Origin of the sequence: Streptomyces sp. NPDC058650, assembly GCF_042717315.1 — a bacterium.
Lineage (GTDB): Bacteria > Actinomycetota > Actinomycetes > Streptomycetales > Streptomycetaceae > Streptomyces.
Genome location: NZ_JBHXRL010000022.1, coordinates 61,485 through 87,996, shown reverse-complemented (window position 1 = coordinate 87,996; position 26,512 = coordinate 61,485). Strand labels below are relative to the sequence as shown.

18 protein-coding genes and 1 pseudogene are annotated in these 26,512 nt (G+C 72.4%); 14 read left to right on the top strand and 5 right to left on the bottom strand.

The window, feature by feature from the left end:
- Window positions 1-6: 6 nt before the first annotated feature.
- From ACFWWU_RS30490 to ACFWWU_RS30470, 5 genes are all read left to right on the top strand, one after another.
- Window positions 7-1,131 (top strand): NAD(P)H-dependent flavin oxidoreductase, encoded by a 1,125-nt coding sequence (locus ACFWWU_RS30490; protein WP_384150062.1) that lies wholly within the window; start codon window positions 7-9, stop codon window positions 1,129-1,131.
- The gene (locus tag ACFWWU_RS30485) at window positions 1,128-2,678 is read left to right on the top strand and encodes an acyl-CoA synthetase (protein ID WP_384150059.1); all 1,551 of its coding nucleotides are present in this window, start codon (window positions 1,128-1,130) and stop codon (window positions 2,676-2,678) included. The genes ACFWWU_RS30490 and ACFWWU_RS30485 overlap by 4 nt, the downstream gene beginning before the upstream one ends.
- 194 nt (window positions 2,679-2,872) lie before the next feature.
- Window positions 2,873-3,577: a GNAT family N-acetyltransferase gene (locus ACFWWU_RS30480; protein ID WP_384150056.1), complete on the top strand. Its 705-nt coding sequence runs from the start codon at window positions 2,873-2,875 to the stop codon at window positions 3,575-3,577.
- 251 nt (window positions 3,578-3,828) lie between these two features.
- Window positions 3,829-4,296, top strand: coding sequence for a hypothetical protein (locus tag ACFWWU_RS30475; RefSeq protein WP_384150053.1), 468 nt, complete (start codon window positions 3,829-3,831; stop codon window positions 4,294-4,296).
- A gap of 154 nt (window positions 4,297-4,450) precedes the next feature.
- Entirely contained in the window at window positions 4,451-5,548 is a 1,098-nt protein-coding gene (locus ACFWWU_RS30470; protein WP_384150050.1) for a calcium:proton antiporter, read from the top strand.
- Between the two features lie 27 nt (window positions 5,549-5,575).
- On the opposite strand, the gene ACFWWU_RS30465 is transcribed toward ACFWWU_RS30470, so the two are convergent.
- Entirely contained in the window at window positions 5,576-7,975 is a 2,400-nt protein-coding gene (locus ACFWWU_RS30465) for a penicillin acylase family protein (protein WP_384150047.1), read from the bottom strand.
- 156 nt (window positions 7,976-8,131) lie between these two features.
- Here ACFWWU_RS30465 and ACFWWU_RS30460 point away from each other — a divergent pair, with 156 nt between their 5' ends.
- Window positions 8,132-9,649, top strand: a complete 1,518-nt coding sequence (locus tag ACFWWU_RS30460) for a fatty acyl-CoA synthetase (RefSeq protein WP_384150044.1) — start codon at window positions 8,132-8,134, stop codon at window positions 9,647-9,649.
- A gap of 97 nt (window positions 9,650-9,746) precedes the next feature.
- On the opposite strand, the gene paaK is transcribed toward ACFWWU_RS30460, so the two are convergent.
- Entirely contained in the window at window positions 9,747-11,039 is a 1,293-nt protein-coding gene (gene paaK, locus ACFWWU_RS30455) for a phenylacetate--CoA ligase PaaK (RefSeq protein ID WP_384150218.1), read from the bottom strand.
- Between the two features lie 233 nt (window positions 11,040-11,272).
- Between paaK and ACFWWU_RS30450 the strand changes: the two genes are divergently transcribed.
- The 3 genes from ACFWWU_RS30450 to ACFWWU_RS30440 all read left to right on the top strand — a co-directional run bounded on the left by ACFWWU_RS30450 (window position 11,273) and on the right by ACFWWU_RS30440 (window position 14,095).
- Entirely contained in the window at window positions 11,273-12,505 is a 1,233-nt protein-coding gene (locus ACFWWU_RS30450) for a cytochrome P450 (RefSeq protein WP_384150041.1), read from the top strand.
- Window positions 12,506-12,521: 16 nt separating this feature from the next.
- Window positions 12,522-13,085 (top strand): cupin domain-containing protein, encoded by a 564-nt coding sequence (locus tag ACFWWU_RS30445; protein WP_384150038.1) that lies wholly within the window; start codon window positions 12,522-12,524, stop codon window positions 13,083-13,085.
- Window positions 13,086-13,318: 233 nt separating this feature from the next.
- The gene (locus tag ACFWWU_RS30440) at window positions 13,319-14,095 is read left to right on the top strand and encodes a GNAT family N-acetyltransferase (RefSeq protein ID WP_384150035.1); all 777 of its coding nucleotides are present in this window, start codon (window positions 13,319-13,321) and stop codon (window positions 14,093-14,095) included.
- 18 nt (window positions 14,096-14,113) lie between these two features.
- Here ACFWWU_RS30440 and ACFWWU_RS30435 read toward each other — a convergent pair whose 3' ends face one another.
- Complete coding sequence (locus ACFWWU_RS30435; RefSeq protein ID WP_384150032.1) at window positions 14,114-14,959, bottom strand: NAD(P)H-binding protein; 846 nt, start codon at window positions 14,957-14,959, stop codon at window positions 14,114-14,116.
- Between the two features lie 81 nt (window positions 14,960-15,040).
- On the opposite strand from ACFWWU_RS30435, the gene ACFWWU_RS30430 reads away from it, so the two are divergent.
- Window positions 15,041-16,039 carry a cupin domain-containing protein gene (locus ACFWWU_RS30430; RefSeq protein WP_384150029.1) on the top strand — a complete coding sequence of 333 codons (999 nt, stop codon included), beginning with the start codon at window positions 15,041-15,043 and terminating at the stop codon, window positions 16,037-16,039.
- A 79-nt stretch (window positions 16,040-16,118) separates the two neighbouring features.
- Window positions 16,119-16,994 (top strand): annotated as a pseudogene (locus ACFWWU_RS30425) (serine/threonine-protein kinase); the annotation flags it as partial.
- Window positions 16,995-17,735: 741 nt separating this feature from the next.
- On the opposite strand, the gene ACFWWU_RS30420 reads toward ACFWWU_RS30425, so the two are convergent.
- Both ACFWWU_RS30420 and ACFWWU_RS30415 read right to left on the bottom strand, forming a co-directional pair.
- Complete coding sequence (locus ACFWWU_RS30420; protein WP_371796844.1) at window positions 17,736-18,116, bottom strand: FKBP-type peptidyl-prolyl cis-trans isomerase; 381 nt, start codon at window positions 18,114-18,116, stop codon at window positions 17,736-17,738.
- A gap of 198 nt (window positions 18,117-18,314) precedes the next feature.
- Window positions 18,315-19,151 (bottom strand): pentapeptide repeat-containing protein, encoded by an 837-nt coding sequence (locus ACFWWU_RS30415; RefSeq protein ID WP_384150026.1) that lies wholly within the window; start codon window positions 19,149-19,151, stop codon window positions 18,315-18,317.
- A 126-nt stretch (window positions 19,152-19,277) separates the two neighbouring features.
- On the opposite strand from ACFWWU_RS30415, the gene ACFWWU_RS30410 reads away from it, so the two are divergent.
- From ACFWWU_RS30410 to ACFWWU_RS30400, 3 genes are all read left to right on the top strand, one after another.
- Window positions 19,278-20,798, top strand: coding sequence for an alpha/beta fold hydrolase (locus tag ACFWWU_RS30410; protein ID WP_384150023.1), 1,521 nt, complete (start codon window positions 19,278-19,280; stop codon window positions 20,796-20,798).
- 85 nt (window positions 20,799-20,883) lie between these two features.
- Complete coding sequence (gene lepB / locus ACFWWU_RS30405; RefSeq protein ID WP_384150020.1) at window positions 20,884-21,549, top strand: signal peptidase I; 666 nt, start codon at window positions 20,884-20,886, stop codon at window positions 21,547-21,549.
- Between the two features lie 149 nt (window positions 21,550-21,698).
- Window positions 21,699-26,489 carry a DUF6531 domain-containing protein gene (locus ACFWWU_RS30400; protein ID WP_384150017.1) on the top strand — a complete coding sequence of 1,597 codons (4,791 nt, stop codon included), beginning with the start codon at window positions 21,699-21,701 and terminating at the stop codon, window positions 26,487-26,489.
- The last annotated feature ends 23 nt before the right edge of the window (window positions 26,490-26,512 follow it).

The following is a 26,512-nucleotide window of genomic DNA, read 5'->3' as shown; positions in this document are numbered from 1 at the left end:
CCGCCCATGAAGACGGAGCTGAGTCGCACACTGGGGATCGAGCACGCCATCTTCGGCTTCACGCCCTTCCCCGCGGTGGCCGCCGCCCTCACCAGAGCCGGCGGATTCGGAGTTCTCGGCGCGGTCCGCTACACCGCGCCCGACGATCTCGCGCGCGACCTCGACTGGATGCAGGAGCACACGGACGGGCTGCCGTACGGCCTCGACGTCGTGATGCCCGCGAAGAAGGTCGAGGCCCCGAAAAACCAAACGCTGAGCGAGGCGGACGTCGAGGCCATGATCCCCGAGGAGCACCGCGCGTTCGTCCGCGCGACCCTCGCCAAACACGGCGTGCCCGAACTCGCCGAGGGCGAGGCCTCCGGGTGGCGCATCACCGGCTGGATGGAGCAGGTCGCCCGCGGCCAGCTCGACGTCGCCTTCGACTACCCCATCAAACTGCTCGCCAACGCCCTCGGCTCCCCGCCCCCGGATGTCGTCGCCCGCGCCCACGACCACGGAGTCCTCGTCGCCGCCCTCGCGGGCAGCGCCCGGCACGCCCGTCACCACGCCGAGGCCGGCATCGACGTCGTCGTCGCCCAGGGGTACGAGGCGGGCGGCCACACCGGCGAGATCGCGTCCATGGTCCTCACCCCCGAGGTCGTCGAGGCGGTGTCCCCGCTGCCCGTGCTCGCCGCGGGAGGCATCGGCAGCGGAGAGCAGATCGCCGCCGGACTCGCCCTCGGCGCCCAAGGCGTCTGGCTCGGCTCGATCTGGCTCACCACCACCGAGGCCGACCTGCACTCGCGCGCCCTGACCGCCAAGCTCCTCGCCGCGGGCTCCGGCGACACGGTCCGCTCCCGCGCGCTGACCGGCAAACCCGCGCGCCAGCTCCGTACCGAGTGGACCGACGCCTGGGACGACCCGGCAGGACCCGGCCCGCTCCCCATGCCGCTCCAGGGACTCCTGGTCGCCGAGGCCGTCTCCCGCATCCAGAAGTACGAGGTCGACCCGCTCCTCGGCACGCCCGTCGGGCAGATCGTCGGCCGCATGAACTCCGAGCGCAGTGTCCAGCAGGTCGTCGACGAGCTCACCCGGGGCTTCGAGAAGGCCGTCGACCGCATCAACCGCATCGCGGGACGGAGCGAGGCATGAGCCAGGCGACCACCGGATTCTGGGCCCAGGCGGCCGCCGACCCCGGCCGTACGGTGCTCGTCACCCCCGACGGCGAGGAGTGGACCGCCGGCCGGCTGCACACCGAGGCCAACCGGCTCGTCCACGGGCTGCGCGCCGCCGGACTCGAACGCGGCGACGCCTTCGCCGTCGTCCTGCCCAACGGCCCCGAATTCTTCACGGCCCATCTCGCCGCCACCCAGGCCGGGTTCTACCTGGTCCCCGTCAACCACCACTTCGTCGGCCCCGAGATCGCCTGGATCGTCGCCGACTCCGGCGCCAAGGTCCTGCTGGCCCACGAGCGGTTCGCCGAGGCGGCGACACTCGCCGCCGACGAGGCCGGGCTCGCCCCCAGCCACCGCTACGCCGTCGGCACGGTCCCCGGCTTCCGCCCGTACGCCGAACTCCTCGACGGCCAGGACGGCTCCGCACCGGCCGACCGCACGCTCGGCTGGGTCATGAACTACACCTCCGGGACCACCGGACGGCCCCGGGGCATCCGCCGCCCGCTGCCCGGCAGGCTCCCCGAGGAGACCCCGCTCGGCGGCTTCCTCGGCATCTTCGGCATCCGGCCCGGTGGCGGCGACGTCCACCTCGTCTGCTCACCGCTCTACCACACCGCCGTCCTCCAGTTCGCCTCCGCCGCCCTGCACATCGGGCATCCGCTCGTCCTCATGGACCGGTGGACGCCGGAGGAGATGCTGCGGCTGATCGACCGGTACGCCTGCACCCACACCCACATGGTCCCCACCCAGTTCCACCGCCTGCTCTCCCTCCCCGAGGAGGTCCGGGACCGGTACGACGTCTCCTCCATGCGCCACGCCATCCACGGCGCCGCGCCCTGCCCCGAGCACGTCAAGCGGGCGATGATCGAGTGGTGGGGCCGGTGCGTCGAGGAGTACTACGCGGCCAGCGAGGGCGGCGGCGCCTTCGCCACCGCCGAGGAGTGGCTGAAGAAGCCCGGCACGGTCGGCAGGGCCTGGCCGATCAGCGAACTCGCCGTCTTCGACGACGACGGGAAGCGGCTGCCGCCCGGCGAAGTGGGCACCGTCTACCTGAAGATGAACACCGGCGGTTTCCAGTACCACAAGGACGAGGCGAAGACGGCGAAGAACCGCATCGGTGACTTCTTCACCGTCGGCGACCTGGGCCTCCTCGACGAGGACGGCTATCTCTTCCTCCGCGACCGCAAGATCGACATGATCATCTCCGGTGGGGTCAACATCTACCCGGCCGAGATCGAGGCCGCGCTCCTCACCCACCCGGCCGTCGCGGACGCCGCCGCCTTCGGCATCCCGCACGCCGACTGGGGCGAGGAGGTCAAGGCGGTCGTCGAGGCGGCCCAGGGGCACGAGCCGGGGCCCGCGCTCGCCGACGAGATCCTGGCCCACTGCGGTGACCGTCTCGCCGGCTTCAAGCGGCCCAAGTCCCTCGACTTCGTCACCGCCATGCCCCGCGACCCCAACGGCAAGCTGTACAAGCGCCGCCTCCGCGACCCGTATTGGGAGGGCCACGACCGCCCGCTCTAGGAGCCGCCCGCCTGCCGGCCGTACGTTCGGGCGCGGCGGGCGGCACGGACGGCGGCGGTCGGGCCGACCCGGGGGACGAGGCGCCGACCCGGCCCCGGGTCGGCGTCCCGTCCCCCCTTAGACTTCGTGCGCGAGGAGGTCTCCCACGGTGACCGCCTTCCCCGTTCGGCACGGAGCTTGAGAGGGACAACACGATGGCGGGTCGCGATCCCTTCGTACTGGACGACCCCGTGGGCGAGTCCCTCCGGGACCGTCATGCCCATCTCGCCCGCAGCGTCGGCAAGGCCGTCACCTATCTGCCGGACGTCTCGACCTTCGCAGCCGTGTCCACCGACCCGGATCCGGCGAGGTGGGCCGACCTCACCGGACTCCTCGGCCGGGGGGAGTTCGCCGACATGTTCAGCTGTCCGGTTCTCCCGCCGTCGGACTGGGAGCCCGTCTTCGTCCTGGAAGGCCGCCAGATGATCCGGCCGGGCGACGGCGCGTCCGGGACTCCGGGAGACGAGACGGACGACGGCGTGGTCGAACTGGGCGTGGACAGCGTGCCCGAGATGATGGACCTCGTCGAACGCACCCGGCCCGGGCCGTTCTGGTCCCGGACCCCCGAACTCGGCACCTACCTCGGCATCCGCGAGAAGGGCACGCTGGTGGCCATGGCCGGCGAGCGGCTCCGGCCGCCGGGATGGACCGAGATCAGCGCGGTCTGCACCGCGCCCGAGGCCCGCGGGCAGGGCCACGCCGCCCGACTGGTCGGCGCGCTCGCGGCACGCATCGAGGCTCGGCGCGAAGGGCCGTTCCTCCACGTCGCCGAGGCGAACACCGGCGCGATCGCCCTCTACGAGAAGCTCGGCTTCGTGACGCGCAGGCACGTGACCTTCCGCGGCTTCCGCACGCCGTAGCCGGCGACCCCGGGCTCGTACGAGGCCGCGTCCTCGCGCGGCCGCCTCGCCACTTCGGCCTTCCGCGGTGTTCGGAGCGCGGCGTCACGGAGAGGACAGTGGACCACCTGGGGGCGTCCCTGCGCGCGGCGGTCGGTGGTGACCCGCCGGCCGCACTCGACGGCCGCCCTTCTCCCGGGGCGTCAGGGATCGGTAGGTTGTGCGGGACTGCCCGGTGGTAGCGGGCGGAACCGCGAGGTGAGGGAGAGACGATGCTGGGACGACGGTTGCTGCAAGTCGGGTTCACGATCGGCGTGGCCACGGCCTCGCTCCTGGGAATGAGTTCGGCGGCCAGCGCGGCCCCGAGCAGCTTCAACACCGCGTCCGTCCACGGCGGCGGGACGGGTGCGGTCGGGGCCCAGGTGCTGGGCGGGATCTCCTGGTACAACCGGTCGGTCACGCTGACGTCGGTCCGCTTCTACATCGCCCCCCGCGAGTGCGCCACCTTCAGCGTCGAGGCCTGGCAGGGCGGCACGCTCGTCGACTACTACGACGTCGGACAACAGTGCTCGTCGTCGGTGGGCCGCTGGATCTCGTACGGCAACATCCAGCTCGACGGCAGCGGGATCTCCGGCGGCATCGCCGAAGTGGTGATCGATGTCTACGACAAGACCCATGTGGGCCACGCGTGGGCGGACTGCCCCCGGTCGGCTTCGTCCTGCTTCAACTACCCGCGCTGACGCATGGAGGTGCCCGATCGCCTGAGAGGTGATCGCGGTACCAGGGGTCGCACCGGCGTGGTACCGGGCGGCCCCGACCTCCGCGCGGCGGTGTCCGGCGGTGGCGATTCCCGCCGAACCGGGTAAAACCCCCGTTTGTGGCAGGATGCGGATCATGAGTTCGAGCACGGCGGCATTGACAAGGCAGTGGACCACCTGGGGGCCGGTGGTGGCGGCGCTTGCGCTGGGCGCGGCGTGGGGGCGTGATCTCCCCGGCTTCGCCGTCGCGCTCATCGCGCTCTGCCTCATCGCCGCCGTCCTCGCGGCGGTCCACCACGCGGAAGTGGTCGCCCACCGCGTCGGCGAACCCTACGGCTCGCTCGTCCTCGCCGTCGCCGTCACCGTCATCGAGGTCGGACTCATCGTCACCCTCATGGCGGGAGGCGGGGAGAAGACGTCGACCTACGCCCGCGACACCGTCTTCGCCGCCGTCATGATCACCTGTAACGGCATCGTCGGCCTGTCCCTCCTCGTCGGCACGCTCCGCACTCGCGTCACGGCCTTCAACGCGGAGGGCTCCGGCGGCGCGCTCGCGACCGTCTGCACCCTCGCCGTGATGACGCTCGTCCTGCCGACCTTCACCACGAGTGAGCCCGGCCCCGAGTTCTCCCCCGCGCAGCTCGCCTTCGCCGCCGTCGCCTCCCTCTGTCTGTACGGCCTGTTCGTCGCCGTGCAGACCATCCGCCACCGCGACTACTTCCTCCCCGTGCCACGGCCGGGCGAGGAGTCGGTGGCCGAGCACGCCGACCCGCCGGGCAAGCGCGAGACCCAGGCCAGCCTCGGCCTGCTCGTCCTCGCCCTCGTCGCCGTCGTCGGCAACGCCAAGCTGGTCTCGCCCACCATCGAGGACGGCGTCGAGTCGGCGGGTCTGCCCAACGCGGTCGTCGGTGTCGTCATCGCCCTGATGGTGCTGGCGCCCGAGACCCTCGCCGCCGTCCGCGCGGCCCGCCGGGACCGCATGCAGACCAGCCTCAACCTCGCCTACGGCTCCGCGATCGCCAGCATCGGCCTGACGATTCCGGCGATCGCGCTCGCCTCGATCTGGCTGTCCGGGCCCCTGGTCCTCGGCCTGGGGCCGGTCCACATGGTCCTGCTCGTCCTCACCGGCGTGGTGAGCGCGCTGACCGTGGTGCCCGGACGGGCCACCCTCCTCCAGGGCGGCGTCCATCTCGTGATCTTCGCCGCCTTCGTCTTCCTGTCGTTCAGCCCCTGAGGGCCTGTTCGGTTCCCGACGGCCCGGTCAGCCCCTGACGACCACCACCCGCAGCGCCGGCGAGCGCAGGATGTCCTTCTCGCAGAACCGGGAGGTCACCCAGCGCTCGCCCGCGTACAGCCGGGTCTGGTCGCTGTAGTGCGGCGACGCCGGGTTCGACGACTGGGAGTACGAGAGCAGGGTGCGGGCCACCGGACACCGGCCCCCGTCCCAGCCCACCGCCTGTACGTGGCTGGTCCCGTGCGCGACCTCCACGTATCCGCCGCCCGCCGCGCTCCACACGGGCTCCGTCTTGTTCCAGACGCCCAGCGACTCGGTCCCGCCGCTCACCGGTAGCCGCTCCCCGTTCCGTACGACGAACTGGTGGGAGCCGAGCGGCGCGTCCAGCGGGATCCCCGCCGCCCGCAGCTCCGCCGCCGCGTCGCGCAGCGCCTTCGCGAAGCCCGGGGCCGCGGTGTTCACCGTGTGCGGGGTACGGACCGGGTCCGCCGCCGAGAACGGCACCTTCCACTGCTCGGCCGAGGGCACCGAGCCGGTGAACTTCCGCCAGAACCGGTCGAAGAACAGCGCGCCCCGGCTCTCCGCGTCCACCGTCCGGTCCCACGCCCGGATCACCCGGCAGGCCTCGGGGTCGTCCGGCAGCGCCGCCGGGCAGGCCGCGGCGACGTCGGCCGCCGCCAGGTCACCGGCCGGAGCCCGGTTGGCGAACTGCTGGCGCTGGAGGTCGGCCACCGTGAGCCGCCCCCGGTCCGCCATCGCCGCCACGTCCTCGACACCGCCCCGGGTGCGCAGCGAGCGCTGGGTCGCGATGGTGCCGAAGACCCGCTCGTAGCCGGTCAGCGGCCGGTCGGCGTTGGTCAGCCAGGCGCTGTCGTTGGAGTTCTCGACGTACGGGGTGTCCCGCAGCACGGGCATCCGCGCCGGACCGAAGACCCCCGGCTGGACCGCGTCCGGGTCCGAGCCGAGCGCGCAGTCGGAGCGCGAGCCGTCGAGCACCGCGACGCCCGAGGCCGGATACGTGGCCCGGCCCAGCGGGGTCGAGCAGCGCTGGGCGAGCTCGTCGGTGATCCGGGGGAGCACCTGTGACTGGCTGAAGTAGGAGTGGCCCGCCGAGTCGGCCGCGATCGTGTTGACCCACGGCAGCCCCTGCGTGCGCCGCAGGGTGTCGGCGATGTCGCGCGTCGAGCGCGCCTTGCCGAAACCGAGCGCGGTGTCGGAGCCGCGCATGTTGGCCGCGTTCGGGTCGTTGAGCGCGTACGCCGTCGTCGCGGTCCACGGCAGCGGGAGCTGCGCACCGAGGCCGCCGACGACGGGCCCGTACCGCGTCCACCACTGGGTACGGGTGACGGGGGCGCCGCCCTTGACCGGCACGGACACCGTGCGGGCCGTCATGCGCTCCGGCTGCCCGTCCACCAGGTAGGAGGTCGGGTCGCCCGGGGCGAGCGTCAGCTGGTGGAGGTTGAGCGGGACTCCGGTGGCGACGGTGTGGCTCCAGGCCACCTTGTCGTTGAAGCCGATGTTGACGACGGTCGTGCCGAGGAGCGAGGCGCCCGAGACGTTCAGCTCGCCCGGGATGGTCTGCTGGGACTGCCAGAAGCGGCGGCCGCCCTGCCAGGGATAGTGCGGGTTGCCCAGGAGCAGCCCGCGCCCGTTGGCCGTCGTGGCCCCGGAGAACGCGACGGCGTTGGAGCCCATGGTGGCGTTCTCCGCGGCGAACAGGGCGCGGGCCGCCTCGGCGGTGCGCGCCGGGTCGGGCGCCTGCTCCTCCGCCGATCGAGCGGACGCGGGCGCGGCGGCGGGCGGCCGGGCCGCGGTGATGCCGTCGACGGCCCGGCCCTGTCCGCCGAGGACCGAGACGGCGAAGCCGCGCCGGGCCACGTCGAGCGCGCTGACCGGGCGGACCCAGTCGGCGCCGGCGCAGGCGGGGTCCGTGATCCGGTTCTTCCGCAGCCAGGCGTTGTAGCCGGCCGCCCACCCGCGCATGAGTTCCTTGAGATCGCCGCTCGGTCCGGCCGGCGCGGGGGTCCGGAGCAGCTCCTCGACCGTCCCGGCGTCCTTCACGCCACGGAAGTACAGATCGCTGGACACGTTGGTGGCGGCCGAGGACAGCGAGCCGTCCGGGGCCGCGTCCGGACCGAAGTACCGGGAGCGTTCTCCGTTCACGGTCAGGAAGCCGTCGGCGAGGACGCAGACCTGGTCGGCGGCCTGCGCCCAGCCCGTGCCGAAGCCCAGGTTCGCGTAGTCCCTCGCCACGATGTGCGGGATGCCGTACTCGGTGTACCGGATGACGGCCGACAGGCCGCGGTCGGACGGCCGGTGGCCCCGGTCCCCGGAGTCGGCCACCGCCGCGCCGGGCAGCGTGGCGGTGACGACGGCGAGGGCCGCGCCGGTGAGTGCCAGGTGTTTCAGGCGGGTGCGGAGGTGCAAGGTGCCTCCCAACGGATGGATGAGCACTGCGGGTTGGACCATGCACGCAGTTGCGTGCCCCCTTGTCAACATCCCGTTCGGTATCCGAGGTCCGCGTAGGTACGGGGTGTCGCCCGGTACTTGACCTTCCGGCCGCTCCGCGCCCAGGATCGCGGCATGGAACGACTCCTCAGCCGCACCGTCGACGGCGTCCTGCGCATGAGCGCCCAGCGCGTCCCGGACCGGATCGCCGTCCGGTACGCCGACCGGACCTGGACGTACGCCGAGCTGGACGCGGCCGTCTCCACCGCGGCCGCCGTCCTGCGGGAGCCGCACCACGGCCTCGGCCTCCCCGAGTCCGCCCGCGTCGCGACCTACGGCCACAACTCGGACGCCTACCTCATCGCGTTCCTCGCCTGCGCGCGGGCCGGGCTGATCCATGTGCCGGTGAACCACCACCTGACAGGCGACGACCTCGCGTACCTCCTGGAGCAGTCGGAGAGCTCGCTCGTCCTCGCCGACCCCGCCCTCGTGGACCGGGTCCCGGCCGGTTTCACGGTCAAGGCCCTCCGGGACGCGCCCGGTTCGCTCCTCGACGCGGTCGCCGTACCGGAGGAGTACGACCCCGACCGCGACGCCCGGGAGGTCGTGCAGCTGCTCTACACCTCGGGCACCACCGCCCTCCCCAAGGGCGCGATGATGACGCACCGCGCGCTCGTCCACGAGTACGCGAGCGCCGTCGAGGCCCTCGACCTGTGCGAGGACGACCGGCCCGTGCACGCGCTGCCGCTCTACCACTCGGCGCAGATGCACGTCTTCCTGCTGCCCTACCTCGCGGTCGGCGCGGAGAACACGATCGTCGACGGCCCCGACCCTGCCGTCCTCTTCGACCTGATCGAGGCGGGCCGCGCCGACAGCTTCTTCGCGCCGCCGACCGTCTGGATCGGCCTCGCCAACCACCCGGAGTTCGCCGGACGGGACCTGTCCGCGCTGCGCAAGGCCTACTACGGGGCCTCGATCATGCCCGTACCGGTCCTCGAACGACTGCGGGCGCGGCTGCCCGGGCTGCGCTTCTCCAACTGCTTCGGCCAGTCCGAGATCGGCCCTCTCGCCACCGTCCTCGGACCCGACGAGCACGAGGGCCGGATGGACTCCTGCGGCCGGCCCGTCCGCCATGTCGAGGCCCGGGTCGTCGACGAGGACGGGAAGGACGTGCCCGACGGCACCGCCGGGGAGATCGTCTACCGCTCACCGCAGTTGTGCGAGGGCTACTGGCGCAAGCCGGAGGAGACCAAGGCGGCCTTCCGGGGCGGCTGGTTCCGCTCGGGCGACCTCGCCGTGCGCGACGCCGAGGGCTTCCTCACCATCGTCGACCGGGTCAAGGACGTCATCAACTCCGGCGGCGTGCTCGTCGCCTCCCGTCAGGTCGAGGACGCCCTCTACACCCACCCGGGCGTCGCCGAGGTGGCCGTGATCGGCCTCCCCGACGAGCGCTGGATCGAGGCGGTCACGGCCGTCGTCGTCCCGCGAGGCGAGGTCACGGAGGCCGAACTCCTCGCGCACGCCCGCGAGAACCTCGCCCACTTCAAGGCCCCGAAGCGCGTCCACTTCACCCCTGAGCTGCCCCGCAACGCGAGCGGCAAGATCCTCAAGCGCGAACTGCGGGACCGCTTCGGCGGGGCGGGGGAGTCCTGACGGGGACCGCCACCTGCCGGGTGGGAGTCCTGACGGGGACCGCCACCTGCCGGGGGGGAGTCCTCACGGGGACCCCCACCCGTCAGGTCCCGTGCCGTCAGGCCTCCCGCTCCCGCAGGTCCACGATCCGCCGGAGCTTGCCCATCGACCGTTCCAGCGTCTCGGGGTCGACCACCTCGACCCCGACCGAGACCCCGATTCCGTCCTTGACCGCCGCCGCGATGGCCCGGGCCGCCTCGGCGCGCTCCTCGCCCGTCGCGCCCGCGCGGGCCTCGGCCCGCACGGTCAGGGCGTCGAGCCGGCCCTCCCGGGTCAGCCGCAGCTGGAAGTGCGGGGCCACCGCCGGCGTGCGGAGCACGATCTCCTCGATCTGGGTGGGGAAGAGGTTCACCCCCCGCAGGATGATCATGTCGTCGCTGCGCCCCGTGACCTTCTCCATCCGCCGGAACACCCGCGCCGTCCCCGGCAGCAGCCGGGTCAGATCGCGCGTCCGGTAGCGGATCACCGGCATGGCCTCCTTGGTGAGCGAGGTGAAGACGAGCTCTCCCTCCTCCCCGTCCGGCAGTACCTCGCCCGTGAACGGATCCACGATCTCCGGGTAGAAGTGGTCCTCCCAGATGTGCAGCCCGTCCTTGGTCTCCACGCACTCCTGCGCCACGCCGGGGCCGATCACCTCCGACAGGCCGTATATGTCGACCGCGTCGATGGCGAACCGTTCCTCGATCTCCTTCCGCATCGCCTCCGTCCACGGCTCGGCGCCGAACACCCCCACCTTCAGGGAGGTCGAGCGCGGGTCCACGCCCTGCCGCTCGAACTCGTCGAGCAGCGTGAGCATGTACGAGGGGGTCACCATGATGATCTCGGGCCGGAAGTCCTGGATGAGCTGCACCTGCCGGGCCGTCATGCCGCCCGAGGCGGGGATCACCGTGCACCCGAGGCGCTCCGCGCCGTAGTGGGCGCCGAGTCCGCCGGTGAACAGGCCGTATCCGTACGCCACATGGACCTTGTGCCCGGGGCGCGCCCCGGCGGCGCGCAGGGAGCGGGCCACCACGTCCGCCCAGGTGTCGAGGTCCCGGTCCGTATAGCCGACGACGGTCGGCCGCCCGGTCGTGCCGCTGGAGGCGTGGACGCGCCGGACCCGGGACTGGTCGACGGCGAACATGCCGAAGGGGTAGTGGTCGCGCAGATCGGACTTGGCGGTGAAGGGGAAGCGGGCGAGGTCCGCGAGCGTACGGCAGTCGTCGGGGGAGAGCCCGGCCGCGTCGAAGGAGTCGCGGTAGAAGGGCACGTTCTCGTACGCGTGCCGCAGGGTCGCGCGCAGTCGCTCCAGCTGGAGCGCCGCCAGCTCCTCGCGCCCGAGCCGTTCGCCGCTGTCGAGCAGTCCCGTCAGATCCGGCATGCGCCGCTCCTTCACCCGTACCGTCGTCCACGCTGTCGTAAAACGGACTACCGATCATTCGGTAGTTCCTCTACGGGTCAGTAAAACCACTGGGGTCGGGGGGTTGGCAAGGGGTGGGGCGTGATCACTCCCACCGGCTGGGCGTTTCGCCCCGGAATCACCCCTTGGGGTGCTTTCGGGTGAATCGAGACGGCCGGGTGGCATCCCGGGGAAAAGTGAACGTCATGTCCACCCAGCTCCCGCTCGACACCGCCGACACCCCCGACACCCCACAGGTCCACTTCTGGGCCGTGCCCGACCTCACCGGCCTCACATTCGACCCGCTGCTCGCCAAGCTGCTGCACGAGGACCCCGTCACCCGGGTCCGGCTGCCGCACGGCGAGGGCCACGCCTGGCTCGTCACCCGCTACGAGGACGTCAAGTTCGTCTCCGTCGACCCCCGGTTCAGCCGCCAGGCCGTCTGGGGGCGCTCGATCACCCGCGTCGCCCCGCACTTCATCCCGATGGAAGGGGCCGTCGGCTTCGCCGACCCGCCGGACCACACCCGGATGCGGCGCGTCGTCGCGCGCGCGTTCAGCGCCCGCGCCCTGCGGGCGCTCCGCGAGCACGCCCAGGAGGTCATGGACCGGCTCCTCGACCGGGTCGAGGAACACGGGGCCCCCGCCGACCTCATGGAACTCGTCAACCGTCCCTTCCCGCTCGCCATGGTCAGCGAACTCATGGGCGTCCCCGAGGGCGACCAGCCGCTCATGGCCCGCTGGTCCGACACGATCATCTCCGCCGGCGCCGGACGGGAGGCCAGCGAGCAGGCCAAGGCCGAGATGGGCCGGTACTTCACCGAACTCGTCGGCCGCAGCCACGGCACCGGCAAGGAGACCCTCGCCGCCGTCCTCGCCGACGCCGTCGACGAGGACACCCTCACCGAGCACGAGGCCGTCGGGCTCGCCGTCCTCATCCAGATCGGCGGCGCCCACGCCGTCCGCAACAACAGCGCCAACATGGTGTACGCGCTGCTCACCCACCCGGAGCACCTCGCCCGGCTGCGCGCCGAACCCGAACTCGTCCCGCAGGCCGTGGACGAGCTCCTCCGCTACATCCCGCACCGCAACGCCGTCGGCCTCTCCCGGATCGCCCTGGAGGACGTCGACGTCGGTGGCGTCACCATCCCGGCAGGAGACCCGGTCTACGTCTCCTACCTGACCGCCAACCGCGACCCGGACGTCTTCCCCGACCCCGAGCGCCTCGACTTCGACCGCGGCTACAACCCGCACGTCGCCTTCGGCCACGGACCGCACTACTGCCCCGGCTCCGCCCTGGCCCGCATCGAGTCGGAGATCCTCCTCGACTCCCTGTGGACCCGCTTCCCGAACCTGCGCCTCGCCGTCCCCGAGGAACAGCTCCGCTGGCAGCGCGGAGCCCTCATCCGGGGCCCCGAGACCCTGCCCGTCACCTGGTGAGAGGAACCGACGCCCCGTGACCGCCACAGCCATCGGACCGGGCGGCGGCCTCGTCGTGCCGCCCGGCCACGGCAAGACCCTCACCACCGCCGCCCAGCACGTCACCTTCAAGGTGACCGGCGAGCACTCCCGTACCGCCTCCACCTTCGAGGTCGTCGTGCCGCCCGGCTTCGACGTCGGCGCCCACGCCCACGGGCACAGCGAGGAGCTCTTCTACGTCCTGGAGGGCGAGCTCGACGTCCTCGCGTTCGAGCCGCTCGTCCGTACCCCGGACAGCTGGCGGGAGTGGGAGTCCGGCTCGGGACAGCGCGCGGTACGGGCCACGCGCGGCACGCTGATCCTCGTGCCGCCGGGCTGCCCGCACGCCTTCGCCAACCCCACCGGGGAGCCCGTCCGGATGCTGTTCCAGGCCTCGCCCCCGCCCGACCACGAGCGGTACTTCGAGGAGCTCATGGACATCCTCGGCTCGGGCGGCGAGGTCGACCACGCCGCGGTCGAACGGCTCCGCGTCCGCTACGACATCGAACAGATCACCCCGCTCCGGCACGACGCGGGGAGGCCGGACGCCCCGGCCTCGTGACCCCACCAGCGGAGCATCAGGGCCCGGCCGTCCGCGACCGAGAGGGTCCGCGACCGTGCCGTCCGCGACCGAGAGGGGCCGCGACTGTGCCGTCCGCGACCGAGAGGGTCCGCGACCGGGCCGCGCGCTCCGGGCTCGTCCGCGAGCGGTCCGGCAGATCGCCCCCCCCTCCCGGCGCCGCGGCCAGGCAAAACCTGTTGCCGGGCGCCGGGCCCGGTGCTGGAGTGACCCGCATGGAACCCCAGCACCTCCGTGATCTCTACGACCGCCAGCTGCGCCGCGAGGCGCGCCCCGACGGGCCCGGCTGCCGCGTCGAGCGCGTCGGTCCCGTCGTCCGGCAGACCGGGCCGGCGCACGCCTGGAACGGCGTCCTCTGGTCCGGCCTCGACGCCGCCGGGGCCGACGCCGCCATCGCCGCGCAGATCGCCCACTACCGCGCCACCGGACTCCCCTTCGAGTGGAAGGTCTACGGACACGACGGCCCCGCGGACCTCGCCGACCGCCTCCTCGCCGCCGGATTCACCGCCGAGGACCCCGAGACCCTCATGGCCGCCGACGCCGCAGCCCTGCCCCAGGACGTGCCGCTCCCCGAGGGCGTCGAGCTCCACGCGGTCACCGACGAGGCCGGGGTACGCCAGGTCGTCGAGGTCCACGAACGCGCCTTCGGCACCGACAGCTCCCACATCGGCCGCCGGCTCCTCGACCGGCTCGCCGCCGACCCGGACACGGTCACCGCGGTCGTCGCCGTCGCGGCCGGCGAACCCGTCAGCGCGGCCCGCCTGGAACTCTGCCCGGGCACCGACTTCGCCGGACTCTGGGGCGGCGGCACCGTCGAGGCCTGGCGGGGCCGCGGCCTCTACCGCGCGCTCGTCGCGCACCGGGTCCGCATCGCCGCGGCCCGCGGCCACCGCTACGTCCAGGTCGACGCGGCGGACACGAGCCGCCCCATCCTCCAGCGCCTGGGCTTCCTGACGCTCTCCACGACGACCCCGTACACGTACGCCCCCTGAGGCCACGCGCGGCTCCGGTCAGCCGTGCCACACACCGGTCACGGCGGTCCTCCTGACGAAGTCCGTGAAGTCGCGGGGCTCGCGGCCGAGCGCCTGCCGGACGCCGTCGGAGAGGTGGGCGAAGTGGCCGTCGTCGATCCAGCCGAAGAGCAGGTTCAGCATGGCGGCGAACTCCCCGGGCAAGCCCCGCCCCGTGGCGTACAGCGTGAAGTCGGCCTGCGAGACGGGACGGTAGGCGATGTCCCGGCCCGTCGCCCGAGCGATCTCGTCGCTCAGCCCGCCCAGGCCCAGCAGCCGCGGTCCGGACAGCTCGTACGCCTTCCCCGCGTGGCCGGCCCCGGTCAGGGCCGCCACGGCGACATCGGCGACGTCCTCGAGATCGACGAACGGCTCGACGCCGTCCCCGGTCGGCAGCACGACCTCGCCTTCGACGAGCTGCCCCCGGAAGAACCCCTCCTCGCTGAAGTTCTGCATGAACCACGCCGGCTTGAGGATCGTCCACTCCGCGCCGGACTCCCGCACCGCGCGCTCGCAGGGGAGCTTCTCCTCGCCTTCGGACGCCAGCCAGTCGCGGTGGGACAACAGCACGAGCCGCTCGACACCGCCCGCCGCGGCGAGCTTGCCGAACGCGCTCATCGAGGCCGCGGCGTCGTCGCGCTGCGAGTCGATCAGATAGGCCGCGCCGACGCCTTCGAGCACCGGCTCCCAGGTGTTCTCGTCGGTCCAGTCGAAGCGGGCGGGCCCGTCGCCCCGCCGGGAGGCCACCCGCACCTCGTGACCGCGCGACCGAAGGCGGGAGACCACACGGCGTCCCGCCTTGCCCGTACCGCCGAGGACCAGAATCGGTCGTGTCTTGATCATCATGTGATCAGTCAACCGGAGCGCCGCTGAGTCACGGAATGGCCTCCACGCTCACCTCGATGTCTCAGCGTCTAAGATCGCCGAGTGGATCCCCTGGCGAGCCTCCTGTACGAAGTGCGGTCCGACGGCGCCCTGTTCAGCCGGAACATCGTGGCCCCGCCCTGGGCGGTCCGCTTCACCGCCGGGACACCGCTCGCCGTCGTCACGATGCTGCGCGGCACGGGCTGGGTCGTCCCCGGCGACGCCGCGCCCGTCGCCCTCGGCCGCGGCGACGTGGCCGTCGTGTCCGGGACGGAGCCCTTCACGGTCGCCGACGACGACCGGGCGGACACACAGCCCTTCTACGTCGTCCACCCCGACGGTTGCACGACGGGCGACGGCGAGTCCGTCGGCGACGACGTCATCCTCGGCCTCCGCACCTGCGGGAACGGCCACGGCGGCTCGACCGTGCTGCTCACGGGCAGCTACCAGGTCGACGGCCGCGTCTCCGAACGGCTACTGAGGGGGCTGCCCCGGGTGCTCGTGGTCCGCCACGACGGCACGCTCGGCCCGATCCTGGACCTCACCGACAGGGAGATCGACCGTGACGACGCGGGACAACAGGCCGTGCTCGACCGGCTCCTGGACCTGTTGCTGCTGGCCACGCTGCGGGAGTGGTTCTCCCGCCCGGAGGCCGACCCGCCCGCGTGGTACCGGGCGCTCGGCGACCCCGTCGTGGGCAGAGCGCTGCGGTTGATCCACGACCGGCCCGCGCGTCCGTGGACCGTCACCGCCCTCGCCGAGGAGACCGGCGTGTCGCGCGCCACCCTCGCCCGTCGCTTCAGCGACCTCGTGGGCGAACCCCCCATGGCCTACCTGACGGGCTGGCGCCTCGCCCTCGCCGCCGACCTGCTGGCGCGCACCGACGCCACCGTGGACGCGATCGCCCGCCAGGTCGGCTACCGAAGCGCCTTCGGACTGAGCGTGGCCTTCAAGCGCGTCTACGGAACCCGCCCCAGCCGGCACCGCGCGGGGTCCGCCCGCACGGACGTCCCGGGCGGGGCGGCCGCCCGCGAGGCCTTGGCCGGCGGAAGCCGCGGGTGACGCACGGCGGAAGGGTCGGTCATACTGACCCGCGGCTTTCAACGGGGGCGTGCGGTACAGGGGGTGGAGCGTGGACGGCATGAACCTGCCGGAGCGCATCGGCGACTACGCCGTGGAGCGTGAGCTGGGCGCGGGCGGCATGGGGACGGTGTACCTGGCACGGTCGCGGGGCGGACGTACCGTGGCGGTCAAGGTGGCCCGCCCCGAGCTGGCCGCCGATCCGCATTTCCGAGCCCGGTTCCGCGCCGAGGTCGACGCAGCGCGCAGGGTCGGCGGGTTCCATACGGCGCAGGTCGTCGACGCCGACCCCGACGCGCCGGCGCCCTGGCTGGCGACCGCCTACATCGCGGGGCCGACGCTGTCCGGTCTGCTCGCCGAACGCGGTCCGATGGACGACGCCCGACTACGGCTGCTCGGCGCGGCGTTGGCGGAGGCGCTACAGGCCATTCACGACTGCGGCCTGATTCACCGTGACCTCAAGCCGGGCAACATCATCATGGCCGACGACGGCCCGCAGGTGCTCGACTTCGGTATCGCCCGGGCCTTGGAGTCGACCCGGCTCACCTTCACCGGAGCGGCCTTCGGCACCCCTGGATTCCTGGCCCCCGAGCAGGCTCAGGGGCTCGAAGTCGGAGGCTCCGCCGATGTGTTCGCGCTGGGCGCGGTGCTGGTCGCGGCGGCCGGTGGGCACGCGTTCGGGGAGGGCACCCCGATGGTGCTGATGTACCGGGCGGTGCACGAGCCGGCAGATCTCTCCGCCCTGCCTGAAGGCGTGCGTCCGGTGGTCGCCGCCTGCCTGGCCAAGGATCCGGCACAGAGGCCGACCCCGAAAAGGCTGTTGGACCTGCTGGCCCCGGACACGGCTCCGGAGGCCGCTCCGGAGCCCGCGCCGGACGAGGCTGCCCACCCGCCGACCCTGCCCTCCGTGCTCTCGGCGCCGACGTCGACCGCGGGGCCGGCTGCCCCACGGACAGGCGGGGACATCGCGCACGCCGCGACCGTGGCCGCCGTGCCCCAGCCCGTCCTGAGCCCTGAGACGAAGACCGCTCCGCCGGGGAAGAAGCGCACCGGACCGATCGCCGCGGGTGTGGCCGGAGCCCTGATCGTGCTCGGCGGCGCGGCGTACGGCGTCTACGCCTCCGGGGCCTCGGATGAAACCTTCCCCAAGGCCACGCACGAGCTCGTCCTTTCCGAGTCGATAGCGGAGGGCGCGTACGGGTGGAACATCGAGTACCGTCTCCGCCCGGACCCGGAACCGAACAACGAAAGCCAGCGGGATTCCACGCACTTCTCCGCCGATTACACCGTCACCAGCACCGGTATCGCCAACGCCGCCGCGTTCCGCACGGTGAGGGTCTACGGCTCTTCCGGTCGGTACAAGAACCCGGAAGGGCATCGAGACGCCCTGATCAGAGCCATGACCGTCACGGGCAAGGAGAACGTCTCCGATCCGCCCAGAACGATCCGCGTTCCCGGCTCGGACGTCGATTTCCGCTGCGCGACGGTGGACCAGCAGACCGTATGCGGCTGGGGCGACGACAACACCACCGTAGCGATCGCGTTCACCCCGACCGCCGCACTCGAAGCGGCCGCGGCGGAGACCCGCAAGATACGTGACGACATACGCAGGCCGATCGCACAGGAACCCTGACGGCACCCTGCGCGCGGACACGGCGCACGCGTCCCGCGAGAACCCTCAGACCGCGACGGAGAGCAGGTCCACCACGAAGACGAGTGTCGAGCCCGCCGGGATCAACGGCGAGGGTGACTGGTTGCCGTAGCCGAGGCGCGGGGGAACGATGATCTCTCGCCGGCCGCCGACCTTCATCCCTCTGACCCCGCGGTCCCAGCCCTTGATGACCTTGCCACCGCCCACGGCGAACTTGAACGTCTGGCCCCGGTCCCAGGAGGCGTCGAATTCCTTCCCGGACTCGAAGGTGACCCCGACGTAGTGAACCTGGACGACCCTGCCCGGCTTCGCCTCAAGCCCGTCCCCGACGACGAGGTCGCGGATGGTCAGCTCGGTGGGAGCGTCACCCTCCGGAAGGTCGATCTCGGGCTTCGTCAGTTCGCTCATCGCCGCCTCATTCGCTTTCCGCCGGAAGCCCTCGTACGGGCTGGCCAGGCGCATGGTCACTCCACGCAGTAGATCATCATGCTGCCGCGAACGCTGATCTCCTGGGCGAGGCCCTCCTCCCCGGTGCTCGCCGCCGGGTTCCTCGAACCGCACGTGGACCGGACCTTCGCCCTCGACGAGACCGTCGCGGCGCACCTGTCAGGGCGTCCAGTGCGCGGGGCGTTCGAAGCCCGCGGGGAGGCGCGTCGTCGCGTTCCCGCGCGCCGCGTTCAGCTGCGGCTGCGTGAGGAAGAGCGCGCCGGTCAGATCCGCACCCGACAGGTCGGCGTCCCGCAGGTCCACGCCGATGAGATCGGCGAGCGTCAGATCGGCCCCGGTCAGGTCGGCGGCGATCAGGAGCGCCCCGCGCAGATCCGCGCCCCGCAGCTTCGCCCCGCGCAGCCGCTTGCCGATCAGGTCGGCCCCCCGACGGCTCTTCGGCTTGCCGCCGGCCGTCGCCCGGACGAGCTCGCTCGCCCGCAGGAGCAGCGGGTTCACGTCGGCCCGCACGGGCGCCACGTCGAGCTTCTCCAGCGCGTCGGGCGTTCCCCCGGTCAGTTCCTCGACCCGGGCGAGCGCCGCGCGCAGCTCCGCGTGGAGCGGCCGGGCGGCGGGCAGGGCCAGGGCCTCGGTGAGGTAGCGCAGCAGCTCGTGGAGCTGGCGTACGACCGGGAAGACCTCGTACATCTGACGCGCGGTCTCCGGCGCCTCGCGCCACGACACGCCGCCGAACGTCACCTGGGAGACCCGCTGCCCCGCGCCGAAGCAGTCGTACACCGTGCAGCCCTGGAAACCGCTGGGCCGCAGCCGCGTGTGGATCCCGCAGCGGAAGTCCTCCCGCAGATTGCGGCAGGGCTCACCGGACGACTTGTTCACGGCGAAGTCGGCCGACTTCGCGAACGGCAGCGCCACGCAGCACAGCCCGAAGCAGTTGGCGCAGTCGCCGCGGAGCGCGGATTCCCGGGTCTCGGGCACGGTGGAACGGTTCCTTCGCATGTCGGGGACGTCCGCCCACCGTATCGCGCCCCCCAGAGGGAGCCTCCCGCCGCTCGTTCCGCCGGTCTTGCAGCCGTCGGCGAAATCCGTTGCGAAGATCGACAACGGGCCGTGATGATCGGCGGCATGCCCACCTTCACGTCGTACGACGGCACCGAACTCGCCTACCGGACGCAGGGGGAGGGGGAGCCGCTGATCTGTCTGCCGGGCGGTCCCATGCGCGACGCCGCCTACCTCGGCGACCTCGGCGGACTCGCCGCCCACCGTACCCTGGTCGTGCTCGACTCCCGCGGCACCGGAGCGAGCGCCGAGCCCGCCGATCCCGGCACGTACCGCTGCGACCGCCAGGTCGGCGACGTCGAAGCCCTCCGCGCCCACCTCGGCCTGGAGCGGATCGACCTCCTCGGCCACTCCGCCGCCGGAAACCTGGCCACCCTGTATGCCGCCGCCCACCCCGAGCGCATCCGCTCCCTCGTCCTCGTCACCTCCAGCGGATGGGCGCTCGGACTCGGCACCACCGACGAGGAGTGGGACGAGGCCGTCAAGGTCTTCGCCGACCGGCCGTGGTACGCGGAGGCCCGGGCCGGGCTCGCCACGATCGGCCCCGACACCCCGCTGCCGCGCGTCCTGGAGATCGTGGCGCCCTTCGCCTACGGCCGCTGGGACGAGGCCGCCCAGGAGCACGCGGCGGCTGCGGAACGGGAGATCCGCTGGGAGGCCGCCTCCGTCTACCACGGCGAAGGCGCCTACGACCCGGAAGTCACCCGTCGCGCGCTCACCGCGCTCACGGCGCCGGTGCTGATCCTGGCGGGGGAGTACGACGCCGGCCCCACACCGGCCAGGGCGGCCGAGACCGCGGCCTGCTTCCCCGACGCCGAACTCGTCGTCCAGCCCGGCGCCGGACACTTCCCCTGGGTGGACGACGCGGACGCCTTCGTCCGACCGATCGCCGCCTTCCTCGACCCGGAGGTCCGCACGGTCACCGTGGACGGCGTCCGCCTCGCCTACCGGGTGCGCGGCCCCGAGGACGCCCCGCCCGTCGTCCTGGTCCACGGCCGAGGCGAGAACGGCACCGACTGGCACGGCGTCACCGATGAACTCGCCGCCGACCACCGGGTGTACGCGCTCGACCAGCGCGGCCACGGGCTGAGCGACCACCCGGGCCGCTACGGCTTCGAGGACCTACGCGACGAACTCGGCGGGTTCCTGCGCGCCCTCGGGCTCGCCGGGGCGACCGTCGTCGCCCACTCGATGGGCGGCGCGGCCGCGTACCTCCTCGCCCAGCGGGAACCCGGCCTGATCGGCCGCCTCGTCCTGGAGGAGGCACCCGCCTTCTTCCCGCTCGACCCCGCGCGCCCGGTGGCCGAGCGCCCCGACGGCCCGCTCGCCTTCGACTGGGGGGTCGTCACGACCACCGACGCCCAGCTGAACACCCCCGACCCCGCCTGGCGCGAGGGCCTCACCGCGATCACGGCCCCCACCCTCGTACTCGCCGGAGGCCCGTCCAGCCATGTGCCCCAGGAGCACCTGACCTGGCTCACCGAGCGCATTCCCGGTGCCCGCCTGGTCACGATCGACGCCGGGCATCTGATCCACGCATCCCGGCCGGACGAATTCCTCGGCGCGATCCGGGAGTTCGGGCTGTAGGGAGCCAGGTGCGAAGCCGTCCTCGCGGCCGCATACCCTCTCTGCTGGTCAGCCCGGCCACGGGCGGTTCGACGGAGGAGTGTGCATGCGGCGGCGAGGAGTGGGCGGCGGGCTGAGAGCCGCGTCCTGGATACTGACACCCCTCGGGCTCGTGCTGGCGCTGGGAGGTATCGGGTACTTCTTCGGGAACTTCCAGGGGGTCACCGTCATGAGCCAGGCGATGGAGCCCACGTACCACCAGGGCGATCGGCTGGTCGCCGAGCGCATCGACCCCGGGGAGGTACGCAGGGGTGATGTCGTCCTCGTCCACGTGCCCGAGCGCTATCAAGGCGGGCCGGTCCTGCAGAGGGTCATCGGCGTGGGCGGCGATCACGTGGTGTGCGACGGAGACCGGATCACGGTGAACGGGCAGCCGGTCGACGAGCCGTATGTGATGCGCGGCGAAGTGAACGCGGCGACCGAGTCGTACGACGTGCGGGTGCCGGACGGACGGCTGTTCCTGCTGGGCGACCACCGGGGGAACTCGAACGACTCGCGGTTCTTCCTCGACGAGCAGTCGGGCAGCGTCGCGGCCTCCGGAGTGCTCGGCCGGGTGCGGCAGGGGATCGCTGTACCGGCGGTGTCGCTGGCGACCGGGGTCCTCGGGCTCGTGCTGACTCTGGTCGGGATCGGTCTGGGGATCGGGGGGTACGTGGCCGGGCGGAGCGCTCGACGGCCTCTCGCGCCGGTGTCGCCGCGGCCCGCGGCCTGAGACCCGGTCGTCCGCGGCCGGTCGTTCGAGGAGGGAGCGTGGAGGTTCTCCCCGTCCGATGATCTCTCAACAGGGGTTCGTGGTAGGACTGTTTCGGCCAGTCGAAGCGACTGGCCGGGGGAACGTTTCCACGGACGGGGGATCACAACGTGGCGGTCACGGTTCCGGACTGGGCGGACACTCTTCTCGATCTGATCGGGGTGGCGTGGCCGAACGTCGACGAGGACGCGTATCGCGAGATGGCGGACGCGCTCAGGGAGTTCGCGGAGGATCTGGAGGACGACGGTCAGCTCGCGAACAATCATTTCGAGCGGTTGTTGTCGTCGGGTGAGGGCGAGGCGCTCGACGCGCTGAACGAGCACTGGGCGAAGATCAAGACCAAGCATCTGAAGGACATCTCGGGTGCGGCGCGGACGGTCGCGGGGGGTCTGGACACGGCGGCGGGTGCGATCGAGGGGATGAAGCTCGCGGCGCTCGTCCAGCTGGGCTACCTGGCGGCCGAGGCCGGTATCGCGATCTCCTTGATTCCGGTGACGGGTGGGCTGTCGGCGCTGATCGGCGCGGCGGCGATGCGGGCCACGCAGGAGGTGATCAAGCGGCTGATCAAGGAGTGCGTGGAGGAGGCCGTCGGTTACGTCGTGGCGGCGATGACCGAGCCTGCGGTGGCGGCGCTTGAGGGCATGGCGGCGGATCTGGTGGTCCAGCTGGGCGCGGTGGCGATCGGTCTGCAGGACGGGGTGGACCTCGACCAGACGAAGGACGCCGGGCAGGACGGTTTCAAGGAGGGCGTCCAGTCGGGCAAGGAGTCGTTGAACCTGGCGTCGGCCGGCGGCGGTGGCTCGAAGGGTGGGGGGCTGAAGAACCTGCACATCGAGCATGCCGAGCACACCCATGCCTCCACCCAGCTGAACACCGTCAGCGCGGGGATCCATGGCAAGACGGCGGGCAAGCTTACGAAGGCGAAGACGGCGCACGGCCGGACGCGGGGCCGTGACTCGATCGCCGACGCGATCGATCCGATCGCGGACAAGGCGCTGGAAGCGCTGACCAAGGCTGCGAAGAACATGGGCGACCATGTCGGCCAGACGTTGCCCAAGGCCGTCAAGCAGATCTCCGTCGACCACAAGAACACGGACGACAACCTCCGCGACCGTTTCGCCCGCCAGCGCAAGGGCGACCACGACAACGACGGGAACGGCAAGGGGAACGGTTCGCCGCGCAGGGACGCCGGTGACGACGTCCGGACGAGGCCCAACTCCGTCACCGACGCCAAGGACGACCCGCGCACCCACGGCGTCTCCCTCGACAAGACGGTCTGCAAGAACGACCCCGTCGACGTCGCCACGGGCAAGATGCTGCTGCCCCAGACGGACCTCACCCTGCCCGGCGTCCTGCCGCTCGTCCTGCGCCGCACGCACGTCTCGACGTATCGCTACGGCCAGTGGTTCGGCCGCAGTTGGGCCTCCACCCTGGACGAGCGGATCGAGGTCGACGCGTCGGGCGGCGGCGCCATCTGGACACGCGAGGACGGCGCGGTCCTGGTCTTCCCCCGACTGCCCCGCCCGAGCGACGACCGGGTCATGCCCCTCGAGGGCGACCGCCTGCCGCTCCTCCACGGCGGTGCGGCCGGCGACGAGACCTCGTACGAGATCCACGATCCGCACAGCGGCCAGATCCGCGTCTACACCGGCAGCCCCTACCGCAGCTCCACCGCCTACTGGCTGTCCGCCATCGAGGACCGCAACGGCAACCGGATCGGGTTCTCGCGCCGCTCCGACGGCGCGCCGACGGCCGTCTCGCACTCGGGCGGCTACGTCCTCCAGATAACCGCCGACGCCTCGCGCGTCACCGGCCTCGCCGTCCGCGGAACCGGAGAGCCGGCGGCCGTCGTGGGCTACAGCTACTCCCCGTCGGGCGATCTCACCCGGCTGACCGGCCCCGAAGGCCCCGCCGGCCCGGCCATGACCTTCACCTACGACGGCGACAGCAGGATCACGTCGTGGACCGACCGCAACGACACCACGTTCCGGTACGTCTACGACGCCGAAGGCCGGGTCTCCGGCACCGTGGGCCCCGACGGCATCCTCTCCTCTCGGTTCGCCTACGACGTCCACCCCGACACCGGCCACCGCATCACGCGGTACACCGACTCCACGGGCGCCACCACCACCCTCGTCCTCAACGACCGTCTCCAGGTCGTGGCCGAAGCCGACCCCCTCGGCCACACCACCCACCTCACCTGGGACGCGTACGACCGCCCGCTGAGCCGCACCGACCCGCTCGGCCACACCACCGAACTCACCTGGGACGAGGAGGGGAACCTCGTCGAGGTCCGGCTGCCCGACGGGAGCACGGCGACGGCCCGCTACGACGAGCGCAACCTGCCGCTGGAGGTGATCGCCGCCGACGGCACGCCCTGGCGGCAGACCTTCGACGACCTCGGCAACTGCACGTCCACCGAGGGCCCGGACGGCTCGGTCACGCACTTCACCCACGGACCCACGGGCGCCGTCGCCTCCGTCAGGGACCCCCTGGGCGCCACCCTCCGCATCCGCTCCGACCGTGCCGGACTCCCGCTGGAGATCACCGGATCCGACGGCGGGGTGGCCACGGTGGAGCGCGACCACCGGGGCCGGCCCCTCGTGATCACCGATCCGTCCGGCGGACGCGAGGAGTTCGCCTGGGACCACGACGACCGGCTGAGGAACCGGACCGCCGCCGACGGGTCGCGGGAATCCTGGACCTGGGACCCGGAAGGCAACTGCCTGGCGTACACGGACGCCGCCGGCGGCGTCTGGACCACCGAGTACGGCCCCTTCGACAAGCCGCTCGCGCGCCTCGCGCCGGACGGCGCCCGCCACGAACTGCGCTACGACACCGAACTGCGGCTGCTCGGGGTGACCAACCCGCTCGGCCAGGACTGGCAGTACCGCTACGACGCGGCCGGGCGACTGGAAGCGGAGACCGACTTCGACGGCCGGGAGCTCACCTACGGCTACGACGCCGCGAACCGGCTGACCACCCGCACCACCCCCCTCGGCCGGAGCGTCACCTACACCTGGGACGCCATGGAACGCCTGGTGGCGCGCGACGCCGACGGCGCCGTGACCCAGTACGCCTACGACCGCTCCGGCGCCCTCGTCGAAGCCCGCACCGCCACCTCCACCCTCACCGTCGAACGGGACGCGCTCGGCCGTCCCCTCGCCGAGACCGTGGACGGCCGCACCCTCCGCCACACCTACGACACGGCGGGACGCCGTGTCGCGCGCACCACCCCCACCGGCGCGGTCAGTCACCTCGCGTACAACGCGGCGGGAGACCGGGTCTCCCTCTCCACCGACGGGCACGCGCTCACCTTCACCCACGACCCCCTCGGCCGCGAACTCACCCGCAGCTGGGGCGCCCCGGGGACGGCCACCACGCTCACCACCGACTGGGACCGGATCGGCCGGCCGGTAGGCCAGACGCTGTCCGCGTCCGGTTCACCGGAGCCGGTAAGGGCCCGCGACTACTCCTACCGCGCCGACGGCTACCCCGTCACGCTGGGCGAGACCACGGGGAGCCGGGCACGCCGGGACAAGCGCATCACCCTCGACCCCGTGGGCCGGCCGCTGTCCGTCGAGGCACCCGACTGGGTGGAGCGGTACGCGTACGACGCCGCCGGCAACCAGACCTCGGCCGAATGGCCCGAGGCGGCGGGACACGCCGAGGCGCGCGGCCCGCGCCGGTACGAGGGCGCGCACCTCGTCTCCGCGGGCGGCGTCCACTACGAGCACGACGCCGCCGGCCGGGTCGTCCTGCGCCGCCGCACCCGCCTCTCCCGCAAGCCCGACGTGTGGCGGTACGCCTACGACGCCGAGGACCGCCTCGTCGCGTGCACCACGCCCGACGGCACCCTGTGGACCTACACCTACGACCCGCTGGGCCGCCGCAGTGCCAAACACCGGATGGCCGCCGACGGCACCACCGTCGTCGAGACGATCCGCTTCACCTGGGACGGCCCGCTCCTCGTCGAGCAGTACGACGAGACCGCCGGCACCATCCTCACCTGGGAGTACGAGGGGCACCGGCCGCTGGTCCAGTACGAACGCAGGCCGCTCGACGACGACGAGGTCGACGCGCGCTTCTTCGCCGTCGTCACCGACCTGGTCGGCACCCCCACCGAACTGGTCTCCCCCGAAGGGGACACGGCCTGGCGCAGCCGGTCCACCACCTGGGGCGCCACCGGGTGGAACACGGCGGCCACCGCGTACACCCCGCTGCGCTTCCCCGGGCAGTACGCCGATCCCGAGACCGGGCTCCACTCCAGCTACTTCCGGCACTACGACCCCGACACCGCGCGCTTCACGAGCCCCGACCCGCTGGGCCTCGCCCCGGCGCCCAACCCCTCGACCTACGTGGTCAACCCGTGGGTGTGGACCGACCCGCTGGGCCTGGCGCCCAAGCGGTGCCAGATGGATGCCTACGACTGGGACGGATCGATCCGGTACGGACGGCTCGACCACCTGGGCCGGCCCACCGGCGTCTACGCCTGCCTGCGGCCCGACATCATCGACGCGAAGAAGGGCACGGAGGCGGGCAAGCTCAAACCGCCGGGCTGGCGCGGCGACGGCACCGCCTTCAACGAGGCCCGCGGCCATCTCCTCGCCGACCGGCTCGGCGGTGCGGGCAAGGGACGACTCGGCTGGCACAACCTCGTCACGCAGACCCAGACCCCGACCAACTCGCCCGACCAGCGCGACCAGGTGGAGCAGGTCATCTTCGACCAGGTCACGAAGAACAAGGAAGTCGTGCAATACCACATCAAGCCGATCTACGAAGGGACCAACCCGATCCCGATCCGGCTGGAGTTCACGGCGTTCGGCAACAAGGGCTTCTCCTTCACCCACAGTCTGGAGAACCCGGCCGCGGGCGTCCGCACCGCCGTCCCCGGCCTGTAGCCGCCCGGCTTCCGGCCGCCGGC

Excerpts from the sequence above, each read along its gene's own strand:
- ACFWWU_RS30475 (WP_384150053.1), top strand. The coding sequence starts at position 3,829 with ATGCTGGGACGACGGTTGCTGCAAGTCGGGTTCACGATCGGCGTGGCC.
- ACFWWU_RS30450 (WP_384150041.1), top strand. The coding sequence starts at position 11,273 with ATGTCCACCCAGCTCCCGCTCGACACCGCCGACACCCCCGACACCCCA.
- ACFWWU_RS30480 (WP_384150056.1), top strand. The coding sequence starts at position 2,873 with ATGGCGGGTCGCGATCCCTTCGTACTGGACGACCCCGTGGGCGAGTCC.
- ACFWWU_RS30460 (WP_384150044.1), top strand. The coding sequence starts at position 8,132 with ATGGAACGACTCCTCAGCCGCACCGTCGACGGCGTCCTGCGCATGAGC.
- ACFWWU_RS30420 (WP_371796844.1), bottom strand. The coding sequence starts at position 18,116 with ATGAGCGAACTGACGAAGCCCGAGATCGACCTTCCGGAGGGTGACGCT.
- ACFWWU_RS30485 (WP_384150059.1), top strand. The coding sequence starts at position 1,128 with ATGAGCCAGGCGACCACCGGATTCTGGGCCCAGGCGGCCGCCGACCCC.
- ACFWWU_RS30440 (WP_384150035.1), top strand. The coding sequence starts at position 13,319 with ATGGAACCCCAGCACCTCCGTGATCTCTACGACCGCCAGCTGCGCCGC.
- ACFWWU_RS30435 (WP_384150032.1), bottom strand. The coding sequence starts at position 14,959 with ATGATGATCAAGACACGACCGATTCTGGTCCTCGGCGGTACGGGCAAG.
- ACFWWU_RS30470 (WP_384150050.1), top strand. The coding sequence starts at position 4,451 with ATGAGTTCGAGCACGGCGGCATTGACAAGGCAGTGGACCACCTGGGGG.
- lepB (WP_384150020.1), top strand. The coding sequence starts at position 20,884 with ATGCGGCGGCGAGGAGTGGGCGGCGGGCTGAGAGCCGCGTCCTGGATA.
- ACFWWU_RS30415 (WP_384150026.1), bottom strand. The coding sequence starts at position 19,151 with ATGCGAAGGAACCGTTCCACCGTGCCCGAGACCCGGGAATCCGCGCTC.
- ACFWWU_RS30410 (WP_384150023.1), top strand. The coding sequence starts at position 19,278 with ATGCCCACCTTCACGTCGTACGACGGCACCGAACTCGCCTACCGGACG.
- ACFWWU_RS30490 (WP_384150062.1), top strand. The coding sequence starts at position 7 with ATGAAGACGGAGCTGAGTCGCACACTGGGGATCGAGCACGCCATCTTC.